19 protein-coding genes are annotated in these 20,620 nt (G+C 63.8%); 9 read left to right on the top strand and 10 right to left on the bottom strand.

What is annotated here, in order from left to right; all coding sequences use genetic code 11:
* Positions 1-33: 33 nt before the first annotated feature.
* The 3 genes from IEG05_RS08875 to leuA form a co-directional block, all read right to left on the bottom strand.
* Positions 34-891, bottom strand: a complete 858-nt coding sequence (locus tag IEG05_RS08875) for a carboxylate/amino acid/amine transporter (RefSeq protein ID WP_023446536.1) — start codon at positions 889-891, stop codon at positions 34-36.
* A gap of 89 nt (positions 892-980) precedes the next feature.
* On the bottom strand, positions 981-2,036 hold the full coding sequence (locus tag IEG05_RS08870) for an NAD(P)-dependent alcohol dehydrogenase (protein WP_224742750.1): 1,056 nt from the start codon (positions 2,034-2,036) through the stop codon (positions 981-983).
* 300 nt (positions 2,037-2,336) lie between these two features.
* Positions 2,337-4,007: a 2-isopropylmalate synthase gene (gene leuA, locus IEG05_RS08865; protein ID WP_191121937.1), complete on the bottom strand. Its 1,671-nt coding sequence runs from the start codon at positions 4,005-4,007 to the stop codon at positions 2,337-2,339.
* A gap of 308 nt (positions 4,008-4,315) precedes the next feature.
* Between leuA and IEG05_RS08860 the strand changes: the two genes are divergently transcribed.
* Positions 4,316-4,675 (top strand): DUF2946 domain-containing protein, encoded by a 360-nt coding sequence (locus IEG05_RS08860; RefSeq protein WP_191121936.1) that lies wholly within the window; start codon positions 4,316-4,318, stop codon positions 4,673-4,675.
* Between the two features lie 53 nt (positions 4,676-4,728).
* Positions 4,729-6,924 (top strand): TonB-dependent copper receptor, encoded by a 2,196-nt coding sequence (locus tag IEG05_RS08855; protein WP_191121935.1) that lies wholly within the window; start codon positions 4,729-4,731, stop codon positions 6,922-6,924.
* A gap of 165 nt (positions 6,925-7,089) precedes the next feature.
* On the opposite strand, the gene IEG05_RS08850 is transcribed toward IEG05_RS08855, so the two are convergent.
* The 4 genes from IEG05_RS08850 to xseA form a co-directional block, all read right to left on the bottom strand.
* Positions 7,090-8,379, bottom strand: coding sequence for a mechanosensitive ion channel family protein (locus tag IEG05_RS08850; protein ID WP_014819485.1), 1,290 nt, complete (start codon positions 8,377-8,379; stop codon positions 7,090-7,092).
* A 76-nt stretch (positions 8,380-8,455) separates the two neighbouring features.
* Entirely contained in the window at positions 8,456-8,998 is a 543-nt protein-coding gene (locus IEG05_RS08845; protein ID WP_102833012.1) for a hydrolase, read from the bottom strand.
* 23 nt (positions 8,999-9,021) lie between these two features.
* Positions 9,022-9,846 (bottom strand): M23 family metallopeptidase, encoded by an 825-nt coding sequence (locus IEG05_RS08840; RefSeq protein WP_191121934.1) that lies wholly within the window; start codon positions 9,844-9,846, stop codon positions 9,022-9,024.
* Between the two features lie 103 nt (positions 9,847-9,949).
* A complete protein-coding gene (gene xseA / locus IEG05_RS08835; protein WP_191121933.1) occupies positions 9,950-11,326 on the bottom strand; it encodes an exodeoxyribonuclease VII large subunit in 1,377 nt (458 codons plus the stop codon).
* Between the two features lie 130 nt (positions 11,327-11,456).
* Between xseA and IEG05_RS08830 the strand changes: the two genes are divergently transcribed.
* The 5 genes from IEG05_RS08830 to tadA all read left to right on the top strand — a co-directional run bounded on the left by IEG05_RS08830 (position 11,457) and on the right by tadA (position 17,277).
* On the top strand, positions 11,457-12,008 hold the full coding sequence (locus IEG05_RS08830) for a hypothetical protein (RefSeq protein WP_046620509.1): 552 nt from the start codon (positions 11,457-11,459) through the stop codon (positions 12,006-12,008).
* Positions 12,009-12,134: 126 nt separating this feature from the next.
* Positions 12,135-13,604: an IMP dehydrogenase gene (guaB, locus tag IEG05_RS08825; RefSeq protein ID WP_014819490.1), complete on the top strand. Its 1,470-nt coding sequence runs from the start codon at positions 12,135-12,137 to the stop codon at positions 13,602-13,604.
* A 110-nt stretch (positions 13,605-13,714) separates the two neighbouring features.
* Positions 13,715-15,295, top strand: a complete 1,581-nt coding sequence (gene guaA, locus IEG05_RS08820; RefSeq protein WP_191121932.1) for a glutamine-hydrolyzing GMP synthase — start codon at positions 13,715-13,717, stop codon at positions 15,293-15,295.
* Between the two features lie 109 nt (positions 15,296-15,404).
* Positions 15,405-16,775, top strand: a complete 1,371-nt coding sequence (locus tag IEG05_RS08815) for a multicopper oxidase family protein (protein WP_191121931.1) — start codon at positions 15,405-15,407, stop codon at positions 16,773-16,775.
* Between the two features lie 19 nt (positions 16,776-16,794).
* Complete coding sequence (tadA, locus tag IEG05_RS08810; protein WP_191121930.1) at positions 16,795-17,277, top strand: tRNA adenosine(34) deaminase TadA; 483 nt, start codon at positions 16,795-16,797, stop codon at positions 17,275-17,277.
* Here the strand turns inward: tadA and IEG05_RS08805 are convergent.
* A complete protein-coding gene (locus IEG05_RS08805; RefSeq protein ID WP_191121929.1) occupies positions 17,274-18,371 on the bottom strand; it encodes an ABC transporter ATP-binding protein in 1,098 nt (365 codons plus the stop codon). The two genes, tadA and IEG05_RS08805, sit on opposite strands and share 4 nt — an antisense overlap.
* The gene (gene argF, locus IEG05_RS08800) at positions 18,368-19,288 is read right to left on the bottom strand and encodes an ornithine carbamoyltransferase (RefSeq protein ID WP_014819495.1); all 921 of its coding nucleotides are present in this window, start codon (positions 19,286-19,288) and stop codon (positions 18,368-18,370) included. Before argF ends, IEG05_RS08805 begins: the two co-directional genes overlap by 4 nt.
* 272 nt (positions 19,289-19,560) lie before the next feature.
* Between argF and grxD the strand changes: the two genes are divergently transcribed.
* Together grxD and IEG05_RS08790 are read left to right on the top strand one after the other, a co-directional pair.
* Positions 19,561-19,887, top strand: a complete 327-nt coding sequence (gene grxD, locus IEG05_RS08795; RefSeq protein WP_014819496.1) for a Grx4 family monothiol glutaredoxin — start codon at positions 19,561-19,563, stop codon at positions 19,885-19,887.
* Between the two features lie 189 nt (positions 19,888-20,076).
* The gene (locus IEG05_RS08790; protein ID WP_031298192.1) at positions 20,077-20,439 is read left to right on the top strand and encodes a VanZ family protein; all 363 of its coding nucleotides are present in this window, start codon (positions 20,077-20,079) and stop codon (positions 20,437-20,439) included.
* Between the two features lie 57 nt (positions 20,440-20,496).
* Here the strand turns inward: IEG05_RS08790 and IEG05_RS08785 are convergent.
* Positions 20,497-20,620: transposase (locus tag IEG05_RS08785; protein ID WP_135960834.1), on the bottom strand; the 124-nt coding region annotated here is incomplete at its 5' end.

Raw genomic sequence — 20,620 nt, 5'->3', positions numbered from 1 at the left:
TAAAAGTAATAAAAAACAATAACTTGCATGATGTCACCAGGCCTTCATGCGGCCCAGGCGGTTGATCTGCAGAGAGGCGAGAATGATCGCGCCGCCGACGGCGAGCAGTATCAGGTTGGTCGTGGTGCCCCAGAACAGCAGGTTGAGCAGCAGACCCACCGGCACCGCCATGTTGTTCATCACCGCCAGGGTGCCGGCATCCACCAGCGTCGCGCCCTTGTTCCAGTAGAACTGGCCCAGCGCGGTGGCCAGCACGCCCATCCAGACCAATACGGTCCACTGAGTCGTGGTAGTCGGCAGTTTCTCGACGTTACCGAACAGCAGCCACGCCGGCAGCACGATCAGCAGTGCGCCGAGGAAGAAGTAGCCGAAGCGGCGATGCAACGGCACGTCGGAGGGGTACCGCTGCGCCAGATGCTTGTAGAACACCTGGCCGGCGGCGAAGGTGAAATTGGCCAGCTGCATGAGCAGGAAGCCGCCGAGAAAATCGCCGGAAACCCCGTCGTAACGGATGAGCCCGGCGCCGAACACCGCGACGGCTGCCGCGACCAGCGCCCAGGGGTTGAAGCGACGGTTGAGCGCGTCGTCGATCAGCGTCACGTGCAGCGGCGTGAGCACGGTGAACAGCAGCACTTCGGCGACCGTCAGCACGTTGAAACTCATGTACAGGCAGAGATACGTCACGCCGAACTGCAGCGCGCCGACCAGGGTCACGCCGGCGATGAAGCCGGGGGCGACACCGCGCCAGCGGGTCAGCGGCAGGAACACCAGGCCGGCGAGAATCACTCGGGTCAGCACTGCGAAATAGCTGTCCACCTGGCCGGCCAGGTAGACGCCGATCAGGTTGAAGGAAAAGGCCCAGAGCAGGGTGACGAAGATCAGATAGCGCATACCGCCTCCACGACGAAGGCCGGCGACCTTAGCGGCTGCGCATGAAAGAGGGAAGGGCTGGCGCGCCCGCAGGCTCGCCAGCCGAGCGGTCAGGCCGCTTTCAGGGTGGCCATGTCGATGACGAAGCGGTACTTCACGTCGCTCTTGAGCATGCGCTCGTAGGCTTCGTTGATGTCCTGCATGCGGATCATCTCGATGTCCGAGACGATGCCGTGCTCGGCGCAGAAGTCGAGCATCTCCTGGGTTTCGGCGATGCCGCCGATCAGCGAGCCGGCGATGCGGCGGCGCTTGAAGATCAGGCCGAACACGCTGGGTGAGGGGTGCGGCGAAGCCGGTGCGCCGACCAGCGTCATCGTGGCGTCGCGCTTGAGCAGATTCACGAACGCATCGAGGTTATGTGGCGCGGCAACGGTGTTGAGAATGAAGTCGAAGCTGTTGACGTGCGCAGCCATCTCCTCCTTGTTCTTCGACACCACCACTTCCGACGCGCCGAGGCGCAGCGCATCTTCCCGCTTGTCCGGCGAGGTGGTGAACAGCACCACCTTTGCACCCATGGCGTTGGCGATCTTCACCGCCATATGGCCGAGCCCGCCGAGGCCAACTACACCGACCTTCTGCCCCGGGCCGACCTTCCACTGGCGCAGCGGCGAGTAGGTGGTGATGCCCGCGCAAAGCAGCGGCGCGACGGCGGCGAGGTTGTCGGTGTGGTTGATGCGTAGCACGTACTTTTCGTCCACCACGATGTTGTCGGAATAGCCGCCAAGGGTGTTCTCGCCACCGCCGAAGGCTGGACCGTTGTAGGTGCCGACGAAGCCGTTCTCGCAATACTGCTCCAGCCCCTCGCCACAGGAGGAGCAGCTGCGGCAGCTGTCGACCAGGCAGCCGACGCCGGCGATATCGCCCGCCTTGAACTGGCTGACGTTCGCGCCGACCGCGCTCACGCGGCCGACGATCTCGTGGCCGGGCACGGATGGATACAGCGTGTTGTTCCACTCATTGCGTGCGGTATGCAGGTCCGAATGGCAGACGCCGCAGAAGAGAATCTCGATCCGTACATCGTTAGGCCCAACTTCGCGGCGCGAAAACGAGTAGGGGGCGAGCGGGGCGCTCGGGTCGAGGGCGGCGTAACCGATGCTGTTGCTCATGACGGCTCCTTTGTTCGTTCGGGATTTGCAGAGGCCAAGCCTAATGGCACCGGAAACAGGAGCGTTTGCACAATCCTGCCGATGGCTGACGTGTTTCTGCCGAATTGCCGTGGCCTGGCTGACTGAGTTGGGAGGGTATTGGGAGGCGAACAGTTCAGTCGCTCACCGCAGTCGGGCGCGACCGGCGACGCGTGGCGGCGTCGCAACAATGTGCCGGCGCCATCGGTGATGGCGCCGGCGGGACGAGCTTGCCGGCGTGGCGCTCAGGAATGGCGAGCCCGATGGGCTCGCCGCAGGGGCTCACGCGGCCTGCTCCTGCGTCTCTCGCAAGGCCCGGTTCATGGCACTGAACAGCGCACGGATGCTGGCGGTAGTGATGTTTTCGTCGATGCCGATACCGTGCAGCGGGCGCTCGCCGTCCAGGCGTACCTCGATATAAGCAGCGGCCTTGGCGTTGCTGCCGGCGCCGATGGAATGCTCGTGGTAGTCCATGATCTCCAGCTTCACTGGCAACGCGGCGACCAGCGCTTCCAGCGGCCCCTTGCCGATGCCGCGCCAGTGAGCGATCTCGCCATCGGTCGCGACTTCCACATCCACCGCACTGGTGCCGTTCTCTTCCTGCAGACGATGGCCCTTGAGCGTGTACGGCGCGGTGGCCTGCAGGTACTCGGCTTCCAGCAGCGCGTAGATCTGTTTGGCACTCATCTCTAGGCCCAGGCGGTCGGTTTCCTTCTGCACCACCTGGCTGAACTCGATCTGCATGCGCCGCGGCAGGCTGATGCCGTATTCCTGCTCGAGCAGGAAGGTGATGCCGCCCTTGCCGGACTGGCTGTTGACGCGAATCACCGCCTCGTAGCTGCGGCCGATGTCGGCCGGGTCGATCGGCAGATACGGCACCTCCCAGACGCCTTCCGGGTCCTGCAGGGAAAAGCCCTTGCGGATCGCATCCTGGTGCGAGCCGGAGAACGCGGTATGCACCAGATCACCGACATAGGGGTGGCGCGGGTGTACCGGCAACTGGTTGCATTCCTCCACCACCTTGCGCACGGCGTCGATGTCGGAGAAGTCCAGTTGCGGGTCGATGCCCTGGGTGTACATGTTCAGCGCCACGGTGACCAGGTCGACGTTGCCGGTGCGCTCGCCATTGCCGAACAGGCAGCCTTCGACGCGATCAGCGCCGGCCATCAGGCCCAGCTCGGTGGCGGCCACGCCGGTGCCGCGGTCGTTGTGGGTGTGCAGGCTGACCAGCACGCTGTCGCGACGGTCGACGTGGCGGCAGAACCACTCGATCTGGTCGGCGTAGATATTGGGTGTGGCGGCTTCCACCGTGGCCGGCAGGTTGAGGATCAGCTTCTGCTCAGGAGTCGGCTGGAACACCTCGATCACGGCGTTGCATACCTCGACCGCGAATTCCGGCTCGGTGGAGCTGAAGATCTCCGGCGAGTACTCGAAGCGCCACGCGGTTTCCGGGTTCTGCGCAGCCAGGCGCTTGATGATCTGCGCCGCGTTGACCGCGATGTTTATCACGCCGGCCTTGTCCTGGTTGAAGACGATGCGGCGGAAGCTCGGCGCGGTGGCGTTGTAGTAGTGGACGATGGCCTGCTTGGCGCCCTTCAGTGATTCGAAGGTGCGTGTGATCAAATCTTCACGGGCCTGGGTCAGCACCTGGATAGTGACGTCGTCGGGGATGTGCCCACCTTCGATCAGCTCGCGGACGAAGTCGAAGTCGGTCTGTGAGGCAGAGGGGAAGCCGACCTCTATTTCCTTGATGCCAACCTGCACAAGCGTCTTGAAAAAACGCATCTTCTTCGCGGCATCCATCGGCTCGATCAGCGACTGGTTGCCATCGCGCAGATCTGAGCTCAGCCAGATCGGTGCCTGGGTGATCGACTTGGACGGCCAGGTGCGATCCGGAATATCGATGGCCGGAAAGGCGCGGTATTTTTTCGATGGGTTCTTGAGCATGGTCATGGCGTTTCCCCAGGTAAAGCTCGAGCTAGCAACTTGTTTGCCCAGTACGGGCAGTGGTTTATGGTGCAAAGCTATTGCTTCATGGTTGGGTCTTGCAAGTCCTGATAGAAAATTGATTGTTTATTGCTGTATTCAGACCTTGTAGGTGATTTGTGCTGGTCCGAAGGTGAAAAGAGAAGATTGATTGCTCGACTCTGTTGCGGCCTCATGTCGCAGCGGACGGCGCGAAAAGGCTGTGCGATCATCCAGCCATTCCATAGGGTCATGTCACGAAGGCCACGCAGGTGACACGCAAACGGTATTCGACAATGAGCATTTGGCTTGGCCTGTTCGCCATGCTGATGATCCATGTCGGCCCGTTGTATTCGGCAGTCCAGGCCGCTCAGGCCGCCGAGGTCAGCGAACATCACCACCACGCCGAGCATGAATCCTCCGCTCACGGTCATCATGGCCCGGCGCGCGCGGGCGAACCCGCTTGGCTGACCGCGCTCGAACTCTGCGGCTACTGCGAGCTGCTGACCGTTAACCCGCCGCTCAGCTTGTCCGTTCACCTGGTTCTGCCGCGGCACGAGCCGGGCTATATCCAGTCACTTCCCGAACAACCGCTGCCGCCAGCGCTGCGCCGCAGCAGCGGCCATCCCCGCGCTCCACCGCATTTCCACTGCTGATCGCCATCAGCCGCCTCGTGGCGGCCAAATCACATGCAGAAGTGGAAGTTCCTATGTCCAGCATTACTCATGGCTGTAAGGCGCATGCGCGCCTGTCTGAGCGTTTTTCGATCCAACCGTCCCGCCTGCGCTGGCAGTTCGCCCATGCGGCTCTGCTCGGAATGCTCGCCGGCAGCGCGCTGGCAGCCGAAGTCGATCACTCCGCTCATGCGGAGCAATCCGATGCCGTCGAGCTGGCGCCGATGGTCATTACCGGCGTCGGCCAGCAGTCCCCGCTGACCGTGGTGACCGATCCCAAGATTCCCCGTCAGCCGATGCCGGCCAGCGACGGTGCCGACTACCTGAAGACCATTCCCGGCTTTTCCGCCGTGCGCAACGGCGGCGTCAACGGCGATCCGGTGTTCCGCGGCATGTTCGGCTCGCGCCTGAAACTGCTCTCCAACGGCGGCGAGATGCTCGGCGCCTGCCCGAATCGCATGGACTCGCCGAGCTCGTACATCAGCCCGGACACCTTCGACAAGCTCACGGTCATCAAAGGGCCGCAGAGCGTGCTCTGGGGGCCAGGTGCCTCGGCCGCCACCGTGCTCTTCGAGCGCGAGCCGGAGCAGTTCAGCGAGCCGGATTACCGCCTCAACGGCAGCTTGCTGACCGCCTCCAACGGTCGCTTCGACCGCAACCTGGACGCCGCCGCCGGCAACAGTCAGGGCTATGCCCGGCTGATGGCCAACAGCTCCCAGGCTGACGATTACGCCGATGGCAACGGCGATACCGTGCCATCGCGTTACGACAAGTGGAACACCGACATCGCCCTGGGCTGGACGCCGGATGCGGACACCTTGGTCGAGCTGACCGCCGGTCGCGGCGATGGCTACGCACGCTATGCCGGGCGCGGCATGGACGGCAGCCAGTTCCAGCGTGAGAGCCTGGGGCTGCGCTTCGAGAAGACCAATCTCGGCGAGACCTTCTACGGGCTGGAGGCGCAGGTCTACTACAACTACGCCGACCACATCATGGACAACTACAGCCTGCGCGATTTCGTGCCGTCGATGATGATGCCCAACCCGACGCTGTCGCGGGTCGACCGGCGTACGCTGGGTGGCCGGCTGGTCGGCACCTGGCAATGGACGGATGTCGAGCTCAAGGCCGGGGTCGATGCCCAGCGTAGCGAGCACCGCAAGGTCATGAACCCGGCCGGCGCCGCCAACCAGATGGTCACCGCTGCGGGAAGCGACGCACTGCCCTGGGTGCCGGACGCGATGCTGCACAGCTACGGCGTCTTCGGCGAGCTGACCTGGCAGCTCAGCGAGCGCGAGAAGCTCATCAGCGGCCTGCGCCTGGACATGCACGAAGCGACCGACGAGCGCGAGTTCTTCCGCAGCCATGACGCTTCGAGCATGCCCATCGTTTCCCGCAACTGGGACAACCCTACTGCCGGTGAAACGCGTCGCGACACGCTCTACAGCGGCTTCCTGCGCTATGAGGAGGAACTCGTCAGCCTGCCTGCGACCTGGTATGCCGGCCTCGGCCATGCCGAACGCTTCCCCGACTATTGGGAGCTATTCGTTTCCAATCCCGGCCCGGTGGGCACGCTGCAACCCTTCGACTCGGTGCGGCCGGAGAAGACCACGCAGCTGGACGTCGGCCTGCAATACGCCAAGGGGCCGCTGGAGGCCTGGGTTTCCGCCTATGCCGGCCTGGTCGAGGATTACATTCTGTTCAGCTATGTGCCCGGCGTAATGCCCGGCATGCTCCGCGCCGAGGTCAGCAACATCGACGCTACCATCGCTGGAGCCGAGATGGGCGCCAGCTACCGTTTCACCAGCAACTGGAAGGGTGATGCGAGCCTGGCCTATGCCTGGGGCAAGAACCGCAGCGACGATCGTGCCATGCCGCAGATCCCGCCACTGGAAGGACGTCTGGGCCTGACCTACGAGCGAGACAACTGGAGCACCAGTGGCCTCTGGCGCATGGTCGCCTCGCAGGGGCGGGTCGCAGAGAACCAGGGCACGGTGGTCGGCAAGGACTTCGACGAGAGCGCTGGCTTCGGCGTGCTGGCAGTCAACGGCGCCTACCGGCTGAACAAGAACTTCAAGCTCAGTGCGGGCGTCGACAACCTGCTGGACAAGGCCTACAGCGAGCATCTCAATCTAGCCGGCAGTGCGGGCTTCGCCGATTACGGCCTTGAGCCCACCAGCCGAGTCAACGAACCGGGCCGCACCTACTGGGCGCGGGTCGACATGAGCTTCTAACAAGACAACGGCGGTAAAGGAGCGAGGGTTCGCCTCGCTCCGGACGTAGGTTGGCGCTGAGGCGCGGGGCGTGCTGGAGCGGCTCGCGGCGCTGGCATCAGGGATGACGCATGGGCAGCGCTCAAGGCGGTTTCAGCGGCTTCGTGCCTCAGCGCCAACCTACGATTAACTTCTTTCCTCGGCCGGATGTCCTTCCGGTTGCTGCAATGCTGGCGCGCCCGGCTGGCGCAGTGAATCGCGCCAATCGCGTACATCGCCGCCGCTTGGGTGCTGGAATACCCGCAGACCGAATTCCGGCAGGATCGCCAGCAGGTGGTCGAAGATGTCCGACTGGATGGCTTCGTACTGCGTCCACGCCACCGTATTGGTGAAACAGTAGATTTCCAGTGGCAGGCCGTCCGCAGTCGGGCTCAGCTGGCGCACCATCAGCGTCATGTTCTGGTGCACGCCGGGGTGGGCGCGCAGATAGCGCTCGACATAGGCGCGGAAGGTCCCGAGATTGGTCACCCTGCGGGTGTTGACCGGGTCCTGCCCACGCTCGGCGAGCTTGGCGTTCCACTCGTCGATCTCCTTGCGCTTGTTGACCAGGTAATCCTCCAGCAGGCTAAAGCGATACAGCCGCTTGCGCTCGTCGGCATCGAGAAAATGCACGCTCTGCTGATCCAGATACAGGCTGCGCTTGATGCGCCGGCCGCCGCTTTCCTGCATGCCGCGCCAGTTCTTGAACGAATCCGAGATAAAGCGCTTGGTCGGGATGCTGGTGATGGTCTTGTCCCAGTTCTGCACCTTCACGGTATGCAGCGCGATATCGATCACGTCGCCGTCGGCATTGAGCTGCGGCATCTCCACCCAGTCGCCGACGCGGATCAGGTCGTTGGAGGTGATCTGTACGCTGGCCACCAGCGAAAGCAGGGTGTCCTGGAAAATCAGCATCAGCACCGCCGCCATGGCACCGAGGCCGGAGAGCAGGATCAGCGGCGAACGGTCGATCAGAGTGGCGATGATGAGGATGGTGGCGATCGCGTAGATGACGATCTTCACCACCTGCAGATAGCCCTTGATCGGGTGCAGGCGGGCGTCCGGTCGGCGTTGGTAGACCACGTTGATGATGTCGAGCACCGCGCCGAGCGCCAGCGCGATGGTCAGCACGATGAAGCCGCCGCAGACGTTCTGCACCACGGTCACCGCGGCTTCGGGCAGGCCCGGTACAGTCGTCACGCCAAGCGACAGCACCAGTGCCGGGACGATGTTCGACAGCCGCTTGATGATGCCGAAATCCTGCAGTTCGCCATCGCGGGTGTGGCGCAGTAAACGGTAAAGGCCACGCACCAGGATGCGCTTGACGATCCAATTGGACAGCCAGGCGGCGAAGATCAGCGTGGCACTGGCAAGCAGCGTCTGCAGTTCGGGGTGGGCTCTGAGCCAGTCCAGCCAGCCGGCCAGATCGTCAGACATGTGAATCTCCATTGAGAGGTGAGGGCGCGGCCTTGGCAAATTGCCTTGGCCGCGGCGGCTTGTCGGTGTGGCTGGGTCAGCGGATAAATTCGCGGCTGATACTCTTGAACAGTTCGGTGCCGGCGCGTTCCATCCATTCGAAGGCAACCATCTCCCGCGAGACGATCACCGCGCCGGCCTGGCGCATGCGCTCCAGGGCCAGCGCCTTATCGCTGGCCCGCCGCGAGCTGACGCCTTCTTCGACGACGAAGACTTCGTTGCCACGGGCGCGCAGGTCCAGCACCGTCTGCAGCACGCACACGTGAGTCTCGCAGCCGCAGATGACGAACTGCCGGCGTTCGCCACCCGGGCGCTGGAATAGTTCGCCGTCGCCGGCCGCGGAAAAATGCAGCTTCTCGACAATGGCGGTCTCGTCGACGTTGTCACGCAAAGCCGAAATCGTGTGGCCGAGGCCCTTGCTGTACTGCTCGGTCAGCAGCACCGGCACACCGACTCGCTGGGCCACCTGCTGCAGCCAGGCGGTGTGCTCGGCCATGGTTTCATTGTCGAGGATGACCGGGAACAGGCGTTCCTGGATGTCGATGATCAGCAGGGTGGAGTCCGTCGCTTTGATGCGCATCGCTGTCGTTCCTCTTGATGTGTTCAAGGCTTGTACGCGCCGATGAAGATGGCCGGGTCGACACGGGCATCGTTCAGGCTCACGTTCCAGTGCAGGTGCGGGCCGGTGGCACGCCCGGTCGCGCCGACCTTGCCGAGCACCTGGCCACGCGCCAGTTGGTCGCCGACCTTCGCGCCAATTTCGGAGAGATGGCAGAACATGCTGATCAGCCCCTGGCCGTGGTCGACGAAGACTGTCTTGCCGTTGAAGAAGTAGTCACCGGTGAGTATGACCTTGCCGGCCGCCGGTGCCTTGATCGGCGTGCCGCTCTTGGCGGCGAAATCCAGGCCCGAGTGCGGGTTACGTTCCTCGCCGTTGAAGAAGCGGCGCAGGCCGAACGGCGACGACAGCGGGCCGTCCACCGGGCGATCGAACAACAGATTGCTTGGCTGGTTGGCGCTGAACTGCCGGTAGGCGCGGGTCTGTTCGTCCAATTCGCGCTCGATGCGCTTGAGGTCTGCCGGATTCGGATTGACCTGGCGCTGGTTCTTCAGCGTGATGTGCTGCGCTCGATAGTCGCGGCTCTCGACCTGGAAGGTTTGGGGACGGCCATCGATCTCCAGCTGCTGCGCGCCCGGCTTCACCGACAGCGGGATGCCGACGATGGCGATCCAGCGTTTGCCATCCTCACGCACCACCAGGGTCGGCTTGCCCTGATAGCGAGCCTGCGGTGCGCTAGCGCCGTCACCTAGCTCGATCACGGCAACGCCGCCGGGTACGGGTTTGTTCAGCAGGCGGGTGATGAAGCCTTCGGCATGGGCCGGCAGGGCAATGGCGAGGGCGAACAGCAGGGCGAAGACACGAGGCATGGGTGGGTCCGGTGCAGGAAACGGCCCATCCTCGCGTAAACGCTGGAATAGAGAAAGACCCAGGGATGTCAGAACGTTTCCGGCTAAGCGGCTGCCGCAGGGTCTACAGCAACGGCAGCGTTACTGGCTCCAGATGATTGTCTTCCACGCGCACCTCGAGTTCGCCCTCACCGAGCCTGGCCTTCAGCCGCTGCCCGGGCTGGGTCTGGCTGGCTCTGCGGATCGCCTGGCCGCGCTCGTCGAGCAGGATGCTGTAGCCGCGACTGAGCGTGGCCAGAGGGCTGACCACATTGAGCGTCTGGGCGAGGCTTTGTAGCTGTTGCCGGCGGCCTTTCAGGTTGGCCTGCATCGCCCGCGGCAGTCGTGAGGAGAGGTGTTCGAGGCGCTGCCGCAACAGATTCAGCGAACGCCCCGGGTGTTGCGCGGCCAGGCGTGTTTCCAGGCGGGCCAGACGCTCCCGGCCGCTGCACAGGCGGCGGTCGACGGCGCGCAGCAGGCGCTGCTCGAGGTCGTCGATGCGCTGGGCCTGCTGTTGCAGCCGTTCGCCGGGGTGGCGCAGGCGACGGGTCAGGCCTTCCAGTCGCATGGCGTCACGGTGCAGACGATCATGCATGCGCAGCACCAGACGCTGTTGCAGCCCGCTCAGCCGGTGTTGCAGGTCGGCGCTGCTGGGTGCCAGCAGCTCGGCAGCCGCGGATGGCGTTGGCGCGCGGACGTCGGCGACGAAGTCGGCGATCGAGACATCGGTTTCGTGGCCCACGGCGCTGACAATCGGCGTGACACAGGCATCCACCGCGCGCGCCACCGCTTCTTCGTTGAAGCACCAGAGGTCCTCCAGCGAGCCGCCGCCGCGAGCCAGAATCAGCGCATCGAAGCCCTGGGCATCGGCCAGTTGCAGTGCGTGGACAATCTGCGCGGTGGCTTCGCGACCTTGCACGGCGGTGGGGATCAGCGTCAGCTCGACTTGCGGCGCGCGGCGTTTGAACACCGAGATGATGTCGCGGATCACCGCGCCGGTCGGCGAGCTGACGATGCCAATGCGTCGCGGGTGGGCGGGCAGGGCGGCCTTGCGTTCGGCCGCGAACAGACCTTCGGCGCTGAGCTTTTCCTTGAGTGCCTCGAAGGCCAGGCGCAAAGCGCCGTCACCGGCCGGCTCCAGCGTATCGAGAATCAGCTGGTAGTCGCCGCGTCCCTCGAACAGCGAGACCTTGCCGCGTACCCGCACCGCCAGGCCGTCGCGCAGGGCCTGGCGAACCCGCGCCGCGTTCTGCCGGAACAGCGCACAGCGCACCTGGGCGTTCTTGTCCTTGAGGGTGAAATAGATGTGGCCGGAAGCCGGGCGGGCGAGGTTTGAAATCTCGCCTTCGACCCAGACCTGGGCGAACACGTCCTCGAGCAACAGGCGGGCGCGACCGTTGAGCTGACTGACGGTCAGCACTTCGCGATCGAGATTGAGACGCTGGAAGGGATCTTTGAGCATGGCGGCGATGATAAGCCGGGCGCGGCCAGGCGCAAACCGAAACTGCTTCGCCTCCGTCCAGCGGGCCTTGACCGGCCAACGGGTGGCGCTAAGCTGCGCGGCCTTTCTTCATCTCCCGTTCCGAGCCGCCATGAGCCACAGTCAAGCGATCATCGTGCCGCGCATTTCCACATTCCCAGCGCACGAAGCCAAGGCGCGGATGATTCTGCGCTGGCTGGCCGAGCGGCGCATCGTCGAGGCGCTGCCGACCACTTGTGGTCGCGGTGTTGGCGGCATGGGCTACGCTATCGCTTCCGGCGCGCGCAGTGTCGTGCAGCATCCGGATCGCATGCCTTTTGGCGAAGCCATCAACGGCCTTGAAGTGGTGACCAAGCGCTGCATCTACACGCCAACACGGGATTTCGCCGAGGAGGCAGGCTGCCCCGAATGCCGTCGCGAGATTGGCGAGGCGTTGTTTGAAAGCCTCGACGAGTGGATGCCTAAGCAGACCGACAATTTCACCTGTCCGGAATGTGGCTTCGAAGACGACATCAACGGCTTCCTGTTCATTCCGGCGTGCGGCTTTTCCAATCTCGGCTTTATCTTCAATGGCTGGGGCGAGGCCGGCCTTCGCCAGTCGTTTCTCGATGAATTCGCCGAACGCCTGGGCTTCAAGGTGGCGCTGGTGATTGATCGGCCGTGACCGGTCGGTCATTTCGGCGATGCCGCGCATTTCGCCGTGCGCGACGCGCCTCACATCCGCATTGAGCGTGAAGGGGTGCGTGGGTATAATGCCGCGCTTCCTTTTTCCCGCCTGGGAGCCCCCGCCATGCTGCGTATCAGCCAAGAAGCCCTGACTTTCGATGATGTTCTCCTGATCCCGGGATATTCCGAGGTTTTGCCGAAGGATGTCAGCCTGAAGACCCGTCTGACCCGCGAAATCGAGCTGAACATTCCGCTGGTTTCCGCGGCCATGGACACCGTCACCGAAGCGCGCCTGGCCATTGCCATGGCTCAGGAAGGCGGCATCGGCATCATCCACAAGAACATGAGTATCGAGCAGCAGGCTGCCGAGGTGCGCAAGGTCAAGCGCCACGAGACCGCCATCGTTCACGATCCGGTCACCGTCACGCCGGAAACCAAGATCAGCGAGCTGCTGCGCAAGGCGCATGAACTGGGCTTCTCCGGCTTCCCGGTAGTGTCCGGCAAGGAGCTGGTCGGCATCGTTACCGGCCGTGACCTGCGCTTCACGCCCAACGCCGGCGATTCCGTGGCAGCGATCATGACGCCCAAGGACAAGCTGGTCACCGTGCTCGAAGGCACCGCCCTGGAAGAAATCAAGACTGAGCTCTACAAGCACCGCATCGAGAAGATGCTGGTGGTGGACGGCAACTTCCACCTGCGCGGCCTGGTCACCTTCCGCGACATTGAGAAAGCCAAGACCTACCCGCTTGCCTCCAAGGACAGCCAGGGCCGTCTGCGCGTTGGCGCAGCGGTCGGTACCGGCGCCGATACCGGTGAGCGCGTCGAAGCGCTGGCCGCTGCCGGTGTCGACGTGGTGGTGGTGGACACCGCTCACGGTCATTCCCGCGGCGTGATCGACCGCGTGCGCTGGGTGAAGGAGAATTTCCCGCAGGTGCAGGTGATCGGCGGCAACATCGCCACCGCCGAAGCCGCGCTGGACCTGGTCAAGGCCGGCGCCGACGCGGTCAAGGTCGGTATCGGCCCGGGCTCGATCTGCACCACCCGTATCGTTGCCGGCGTCGGCGTACCGCAGATCTCTGCCATCGCCAACGTCTCCGCCGCGCTGGAAGGCACCGGCGTGCCGATGATCGCCGACGGTGGCATCCGCTTCTCCGGTGACCTTTCCAAGGCCATCGTCGCCGGCGCCAACGCCGTGATGATGGGTTCGATGTTCGCCGGTACCGAAGAAGCGCCGGGCGAGATCGAGCTGTTCCAGGGCCGTTCCTACAAGGCTTACCGCGGCATGGGTTCGCTGGGAGCCATGTCCCAGGCGCAGGGCTCCTCGGATCGCTACTTCCAGGATTCCGCTGCCGGTGCCGAGAAGCTGGTGCCGGAAGGTATCGAAGGCCGCGTACCGTACAAGGGCTCGCTGGCGGCGATCATCCATCAGCTGATGGGCGGCCTGCGTGCTTCCATGGGCTATACCGGCAGCGCCACCGTCGACGAGATGCGCAGCAAGCCGCAGTTCGTGCGCATCACCGGTGCCGGCATGGCCGAGTCGCACGTGCATGACGTGCAGATCACCAAGGAAGCCCCGAATTACCGAGTGGGTTGATCCGCTCAGCTAGACAGGCGCCGGAAGCTGGCAGCGGGAGCGGGGAGAAATCCTGGCTTCCGCTTCCAGCTTCCGGCTTTCAGCTTCAGGCTCTTTCCGAAGGAAAGCTCATGGCTCACCAAGACATTCACGCCCACCGCATCCTGATCCTCGACTTCGGTTCCCAGTACACCCAGCTGATCGCCCGCCGCGTGCGCGAGATCGGCGTGTATTGCGAGCTGCATCCGTGGGACATGAGCGAGGACGACATCCGTGCCTTCGCGCCACGCGGCATCATTCTCGCCGGCGGCCCGGAGTCGGTTCACGAGGAGGGCAGCCCGCGCGCGCCGCAGGCCGTGTTCGATCTCGGTGTGCCGCTGTTCGGCATCTGCTACGGCATGCAGACCATGTCCGAGCAGCTGGGTGGCAAGGTGCAGGGCTCCGACGTTCGCGAGTTCGGTTATGCCCGCGTCGATCTGGTCGGCAAGTCGAAGTTGTTCGACGGCATCGAAGACCACATGGATGACGACGGTGTGTTCGGCCTCGACGTGTGGATGAGCCACGGCGACAAGGTGACCACGCTGCCGGAAGGTTTCCATATCCTCGCCAGCACGCCGAGCTGCCCGATCGCAGCCATGGGTGACGACGACCGCCGTTACTACGGCGTGCAGTTCCATCCGGAAGTGACTCACACCCGCCAGGGCGGCCGCATCCTTTCCCGTTTCATTCTCGACATCTGTGGCTGCGAAGCGCTGTGGACGCCGTCCAACATCGTCGAAGACGCCATCGCCCAGGTACGCGCTCAGGTCGGTGACGCCAACGTGCTGCTCGGCCTTTCCGGCGGTGTCGATTCGTCGGTGGTCGCGGCGCTGCTGCACAAGGCGATCGGCGATCAGCTGACCTGCGTGTTCGTCGACAACGGCCTGCTGCGCCTGCACGAGGGTGACCAGGTGATGGCCATGTTCGCCGAGAACATGGGCGTCAAGGTGATTCGCGCCGACGCCGAGGCACAGTTCCTCGGCAACCTCGAGGGCGAGGCCGATCCAGAGAAGAAGCGCAAGATCATCGGTCGTACCTTTATCGACGTGTTCGATGCAGAAGCCAGCAAGCTGGACAACATCCAGTTCCTCGCCCAGGGCACCATCTACCCCGACGTGATCGAGTCGGCCGGCGCCAAGAGCGGCAAGGCCCATGTGATCAAGTCGCACCACAACGTCGGCGGCCTGCCGGAGGAAATGAACCTCAAGCTGGTCGAGCCGCTGCGTGAACTGTTCAAGGACGAAGTGCGCAAGATCGGCCTGGAACTCGGCCTGCCCTACGACATGGTCTACCGTCACCCGTTCCCGGGCCCGGGGCTGGGTGTGCGCATCCTCGGCGAAGTGAAGAAGGAATATGCCGACCTGCTGCGTCGCGCGGATCACATCTTCATCGAAGAGCTGCGCAACTTCGACTGGTACCACAAGACCAGCCAGGCCTTCGTGGTGTTCCAGCCGGTGAAATCGGTCGGTGTGGTCGGCGACGGCCGCCGCTACGCCTGGGTCGTCGCGCTACGCGCGGTGGAAACCATCGACTTCATGACCGCACGTTGGGCGCACCTGCCTTATGAGTTGCTGGAAAAGGTGTCCAACCGCATCATCAACGAAATCGAAGGCATCTCCCGCGTGACCTACGATGTGTCGAGCAAGCCGCCGGCCACCATCGAGTGGGAATGATCTGAAGCAATGAGGGCAGCCCAGGCTGCCCTCATGCTATGCGCAGCCTCCGCAGAGAGGCGCGTCGAGCCTGATGGGCCCATCAATTCGGACTGGCTGGAGCCCATGCATGTCCTTTACCCGTAGACAGATTCTCACCGGCCTGGCCGGTCTTGGTGTCGTCGGCCTCGCCGGCAGTGGCGCGCGCTACTGGCTCGGTCGCCCGGCCGACATCACCACTCATGACTACGAACTGATTGCCGCCCCGCTGGACGTGGAGCTGGTGCCTGGTCACGTCACGCCTGCCTGGGCCTATGGCGGGCAAGCGCCTGGCCTGGAGCTGCGTGGCCGTCAGGGCGACTGGCTGCGGGTGCGCTTCATCAACAATCTGCCCGAGCCCACCACCATCCATTGGCATGGCATTCGTCTGCCGCTGGAAATGGATGGCGTGCCCTACGTATCGCAGTTGCCGGTGTTGCCCGGCGAGTTCTTCGACTATCGCTTCCAGCTGCACGATGCCGGCAGCTTCTGGTTTCACCCGCACACCAGCAGTGCCGCGCAGCTGGGCCGCGGGCTGGTCGGTCCGCTGATTGTCGAGGAGCGCGAGCCAAGCGGTTTCAGGCACGAGCGTACGCTCAACCTGAAAAGCTGGCATGTCGACAAGCAGGGGGCGTTCACCAAATTCAGCGTGCCGCGCGAGGCAGCCCGTGGCGGTACGCCGGGCGTGCTGTCGACGGTGAATGGCACGCATGCGCCCACGCTTGATCTGCCGGCCGGGCAGGTCGTGCGGCTGCGGCTGCTGAATCTCGACAACACCCTGACCTATCGGCTGAACCTGCCAGATAGCGAGGCGCGCATCTATGCGCTCGATGGACATCCGGTCGCTCCGATGCCGCTGGGCAAGGAGTACTGGCTCGGTCCGGGCATGCGTATCGACCTGGCGCTGAAGGTGCCGGAGGCCGGCACGGAGCTCTCCTTGCGCAATGGTCCGCTACGGCTGGCGACGCTGCGCTCGGTGGCGCATGACGAAGTCGCCGGCGACTGGCCGCCGGCGTTGCCGGCCAATCCCGTGGCGGAGCCGGATCTGCAGCGCGCGGAAACGCTGCGCTTCAACTTCGAGTGGGCCGGTACCTTGTCGACAGACGCCGCGCAGGGCGGCGCCTATACCTTCTGGCAGATCAACGGCGAGGCCTGGGACATCAACGACAAGACCTGTGCCGATCGCCCGATTGCGACGCTGAAAAAGGATGGTCATTACATCTTCGAGCTGCGCAACCTCAGTCAGTACCAGCATCCGATTCATCTGCACGGTATGACCTTCAAGGTGATCTCGTCCAATCGCCGCAAGATCGATCCGTGGTTCACCGATACCTACCTGCTGGGCAAGAACGAGACGGCCCGTATCGCGCTGGTCGCCGATAATCCGGGTGTCTGGATGTTTCACTGTCATGTCATCGACCACATGGAAACCGGGTTGATGGCAGCGATCGAGGTGGTATGAGACAGGGCGGAGTAGGGCAGTGAGGAAGCCGCAGATCATCGACCGCAGCCAGGACGAGCGCTTCATGCGCGAAGCCCTGGCGCTGGCGGCGCAGGGCGCTGTGTTGGGAGAGGTGCCGGTCGGCGCTGTGCTGGTGCAGGACGGGCAGATCATTGGGCGCGGCTTCAACTGTCCGATCTCCCGACACGACCCCAGTGCGCATGCGGAAATGGTCGCGGTACGGGATGCGGCGCAGGTGCTGCAGAACTATCGGTTACCCGGCGTGACGCTCTACGTCACGCTGGAGCCGTGCAGCATGTGCGCCGGTCTGATCGTGCATTCGCGGATCCAGCGCGTCGTCTATGGCGCTACCGAGCCGAAGGCCGGCGTGGTTGCCAGTCGCGGCCAGTTTTTCGATCAGGGCTTTCTCAACCACCGGGTGCTGGTCGAGGGTGGTGTGCTGGCCGAGGAGTGCGGGATGGTGCTCAGCGAGTTCTTCCGCCAGCGCCGGCAGAAGGGTTAGCGCGCCGCTGTTGTCGGCTGCAGCGTTTCATGGGCGGCGACGCTGCCCTGTGCCGGAAAGACCACCAGATGGTCGGCGGCGATGGCGATGCCGACTTCCTGCCCGGTGGGGTAGTCCGCATGGCTGGTGAAGATCGCCACCAGTTGATTGCCGGTGGGCAGCTGGAGCCGGTACAGCGTCGACGCGCCGAGGAAGGTCTTGCCGACGATAAGCGCCCGCAGCGGGCTGTCCGGCTTGTAGACGATGTCATCCGGGCGCAGCAACACATCCACCGAGCTGCCTGCCGGCCAGGTGTAGGCACGGTTGCCGCGAATCACACCGAGTTCGGTCTGCACGGTTTCCGGGTCTAGCAGCTGCCCGCGGATGAAATAGCCCTGGCCGATAAAGCTGGCCACGAAGGGCGTCAGCGGTTCGTGGTAAAGGTTGAACGGGGTGTCCCACTGCTCCAGGCGACCGTCCTTGAACACGCCGACCTGATCGCTGACGGCGAAGGCTTCTTCCTGGTCGTGGGTAACCAGAATGGCGCTGGTGTTGCGTGTCTTGAGGATCTCGCGCACCTCATGGCTGAGGCGCCGACGCAGTTCGACGTCGAGGTTGGAGAACGGCTCGTCCAGCAGCAAAAGTGCAGGCTCGGGCGCCAGGGCGCGGGCCAGTGCGACGCGCTGCTGCTGTCCCCCGGAGAGCTCGTGCGGATAGCGTTTGCCAAGGGCGGCCAGGTGCACCAGTTCGAGCATCTCGGAGACGATTTGCGAGCAGTCAGGCTGCTTGCGAATCCCGAAGGCGATGTTCTCCGCCACGGTCAGATGGGGAAACAGCGCGTAGTCCTGAAAGACCATGCCGATGCGGCGCTTCTCCGGCGCCAGGGTGAAGCCCGAGCGGGAAATGACCGACTCCGCCAGGTGGATTTCGCCCTGGTGCACCGGCTCGAAGCCGGCGATGGCACGCAGCGTAGTGGTCTTGCCGCAACCGGACGGGCCGAGCAGGCAGCCGATGTCGCCACGGTTCAGATGCAGGTTGAGGTGCTGGACGATGCTCTGCTCGCCGTAGCCGCAGGCCAGGTCACGCAGTTGCAGCAGCGGCGGCTCGTGTTTCATGCGTGGTGGTAGGCCGGCTCGACGAGAAACTCCAGCAGCGCCTTCTGTACATGCAGGCGGTTCTCGGCCTGATCCCAGGCAACGGAGCGCGGATCGTCGAGCAGGTCGTGGCTGATCTCCTCGCCGCGGTGGGCCGGCAGGCAATGCATGAACAGCACGTCCTCGGCAGCGCAATCGAGCAGAGCGCGGTCCACCTGATAGGGGCGGAACGTGGCCAGGCGTGCAGCGGCTTCGTCTTCTTGGCCCATGGAGGCCCAGACGTCGGTGCTGATCAGGTGTGCGCCTGCAGCCGCTTCGCGCGGATCACGCATTACCTGCACGCGATCACCGGCGCGCGCCATCAGCTCGGCGTCGGGCTCGTAGCCTTCGGGGCAGGCGACCTTGAGTTGGAAGTCGAACTGGATAGCCGCTTCTATATAGGTATTGCACATGTTGTTGCCGTCGCCTATCCAGGCCACCGTCTTGCCGGCGATGCTGCCGCGGTGCTCATGGAAGGTCTGCATATCGGCCATCAGCTGGCAGGGGTGCAGGTCATCGGAAAGACCGTTGATGACCGGCACGCTCGAGTTGGCGGCAAAGTCGGTGAGGGTCGAGTGGGCGAACGTGCGGATCATCACCGCATCGAGCATGCGCGACATGACGATGGCCGAATCGCTGATCGGCTCGCCGCGCCCGAGCTGGGTGTCGCGCGGGGACAGGAAGATCGCCTGGCCGCCGAGCTGGATCATGCCGGCTTCGAACGACAGTCGGGTGCGGGTTGAGGCCTTCTCGAAGATCATGCCCAGCACGCGATTCTTCAGGGGTTCGAACAGGACGCCGCGCTCGCGCAGATCCTTCAGCTCGATGCCGCGGCGGACCAGGCTGTTCAGCTCCTGGGGCGTGCAGTCCATCAGTGAGAGAAAATGCCTTGCGCTCATATCAACTACCTTTATTGCCGCAGCGCGATCCAGTGCTTTTCGACAGAAAAAGGGGACCGACGACTGGGGGTCGCACGGGGAGCGACGAAACGGGAAAGGCGCGATCTTATCCAGAAAGCGAGCATAGGCGCAAATCCGCAGCCCACGGCCTCCGGTGGGCTGAATCGCCGTGCTGACGGCCTTTGCGCCGCAACAAAGCCGAGTCCTCCGCTCGGCTTTCCCACGCTTTTTCCGTTACAATGCGCGGCAACCGTGTCTAGCCGAGGTACTCCATGGATATCATCGAAACCATCAAAGAACAGATCGCCAACAACCCGGTGCTGCTTTACATGAAGGGTTCGCCCAACGCCCCGCAGTGCGGTTTTTCCGCTCGCGCGACCCAGGCGGTAATGGGCTGTGGCGAGAAGTTCGCTTATGTCGACATCCTGCAGAACCCGGAAATTCGTGCCAGCCTGCCGACCTATGCCAACTGGCCGACCTTCCCGCAGCTGTGGGTGAATGGTGAGCTAGTCGGTGGCAGCGACATCATCCTCGAGATGTTCGAGAACGGCGAGCTGCAGACCCTGATCAAGTCCGCTGTCGGCAAGACCGAGGCTTAAGCCCGGTCTGACCGCGTAGGCTTTGCTGATGCCCGCATCGAAGGATGCGGGCATTTTTTTTGTGCCGCTCTGCTGAATAACGCCGCTCGGCTGACGCGTTGATCTTTATGGTCTTTCCCGGGTCAGAGGTCGCGGTGAGGGTGTTTCCCTCTGTTCTGTTTGATCCCTTGAAGTGAGAGACGCCACCTGATGCCCTATATGCGAATGCTGCCCTTTCTGATCGTGCTGGCGGTCGTCCTGTTCAACGGCTTGAAGCCGGAACCGGTACCGCAGCTGTTCGATCAGCAAGACAAGCTGCATCATCTGCTGGGTTTCGCCGCGCTGGCGTTCACCCTTCGTCTGGCGTTCCCGCGGGTGCCATTCCTGTGGGGGCTGGGTCTGACAGTTATTGCGGCGCTGTCGATCGAGATCGGGCAGGGCATGCTGCCTTATCGGACCGCCTCGCGCTGGGACATGCTGGCCAATGTGTTGGGCGTGCTGCTGGGCTGGGGCTGCTCGGTTGTGGCGCAGGGCTGGTGGCGTCAGCGGCTGGGCGAACCGCTGACCGAGTAGGACGCGAATAACCTGGGACTCGGTCCCTGGTGAGAGTCCAGCGGCAATAAAAAAGGTTCATCGCGCTTTCCCGGGGAAGGCAGCCTTGATTTTCAGGAAAAAGTATTCCGAGTCCCGAAAACCATAGGCCATACGCTTGATCACCTTGATGCGGTTGTTGACGCCCTCAAGGACGCTGGTA

Origin of the sequence: Stutzerimonas kunmingensis, from assembly GCF_014764705.1 — a bacterium.
Taxonomy (GTDB): Bacteria; Pseudomonadota; Gammaproteobacteria; order Pseudomonadales; family Pseudomonadaceae; genus Stutzerimonas.
Note: the sequence above shows the minus strand (reverse complement) of the source record. Positions and strands in the feature narration are given on the sequence as shown.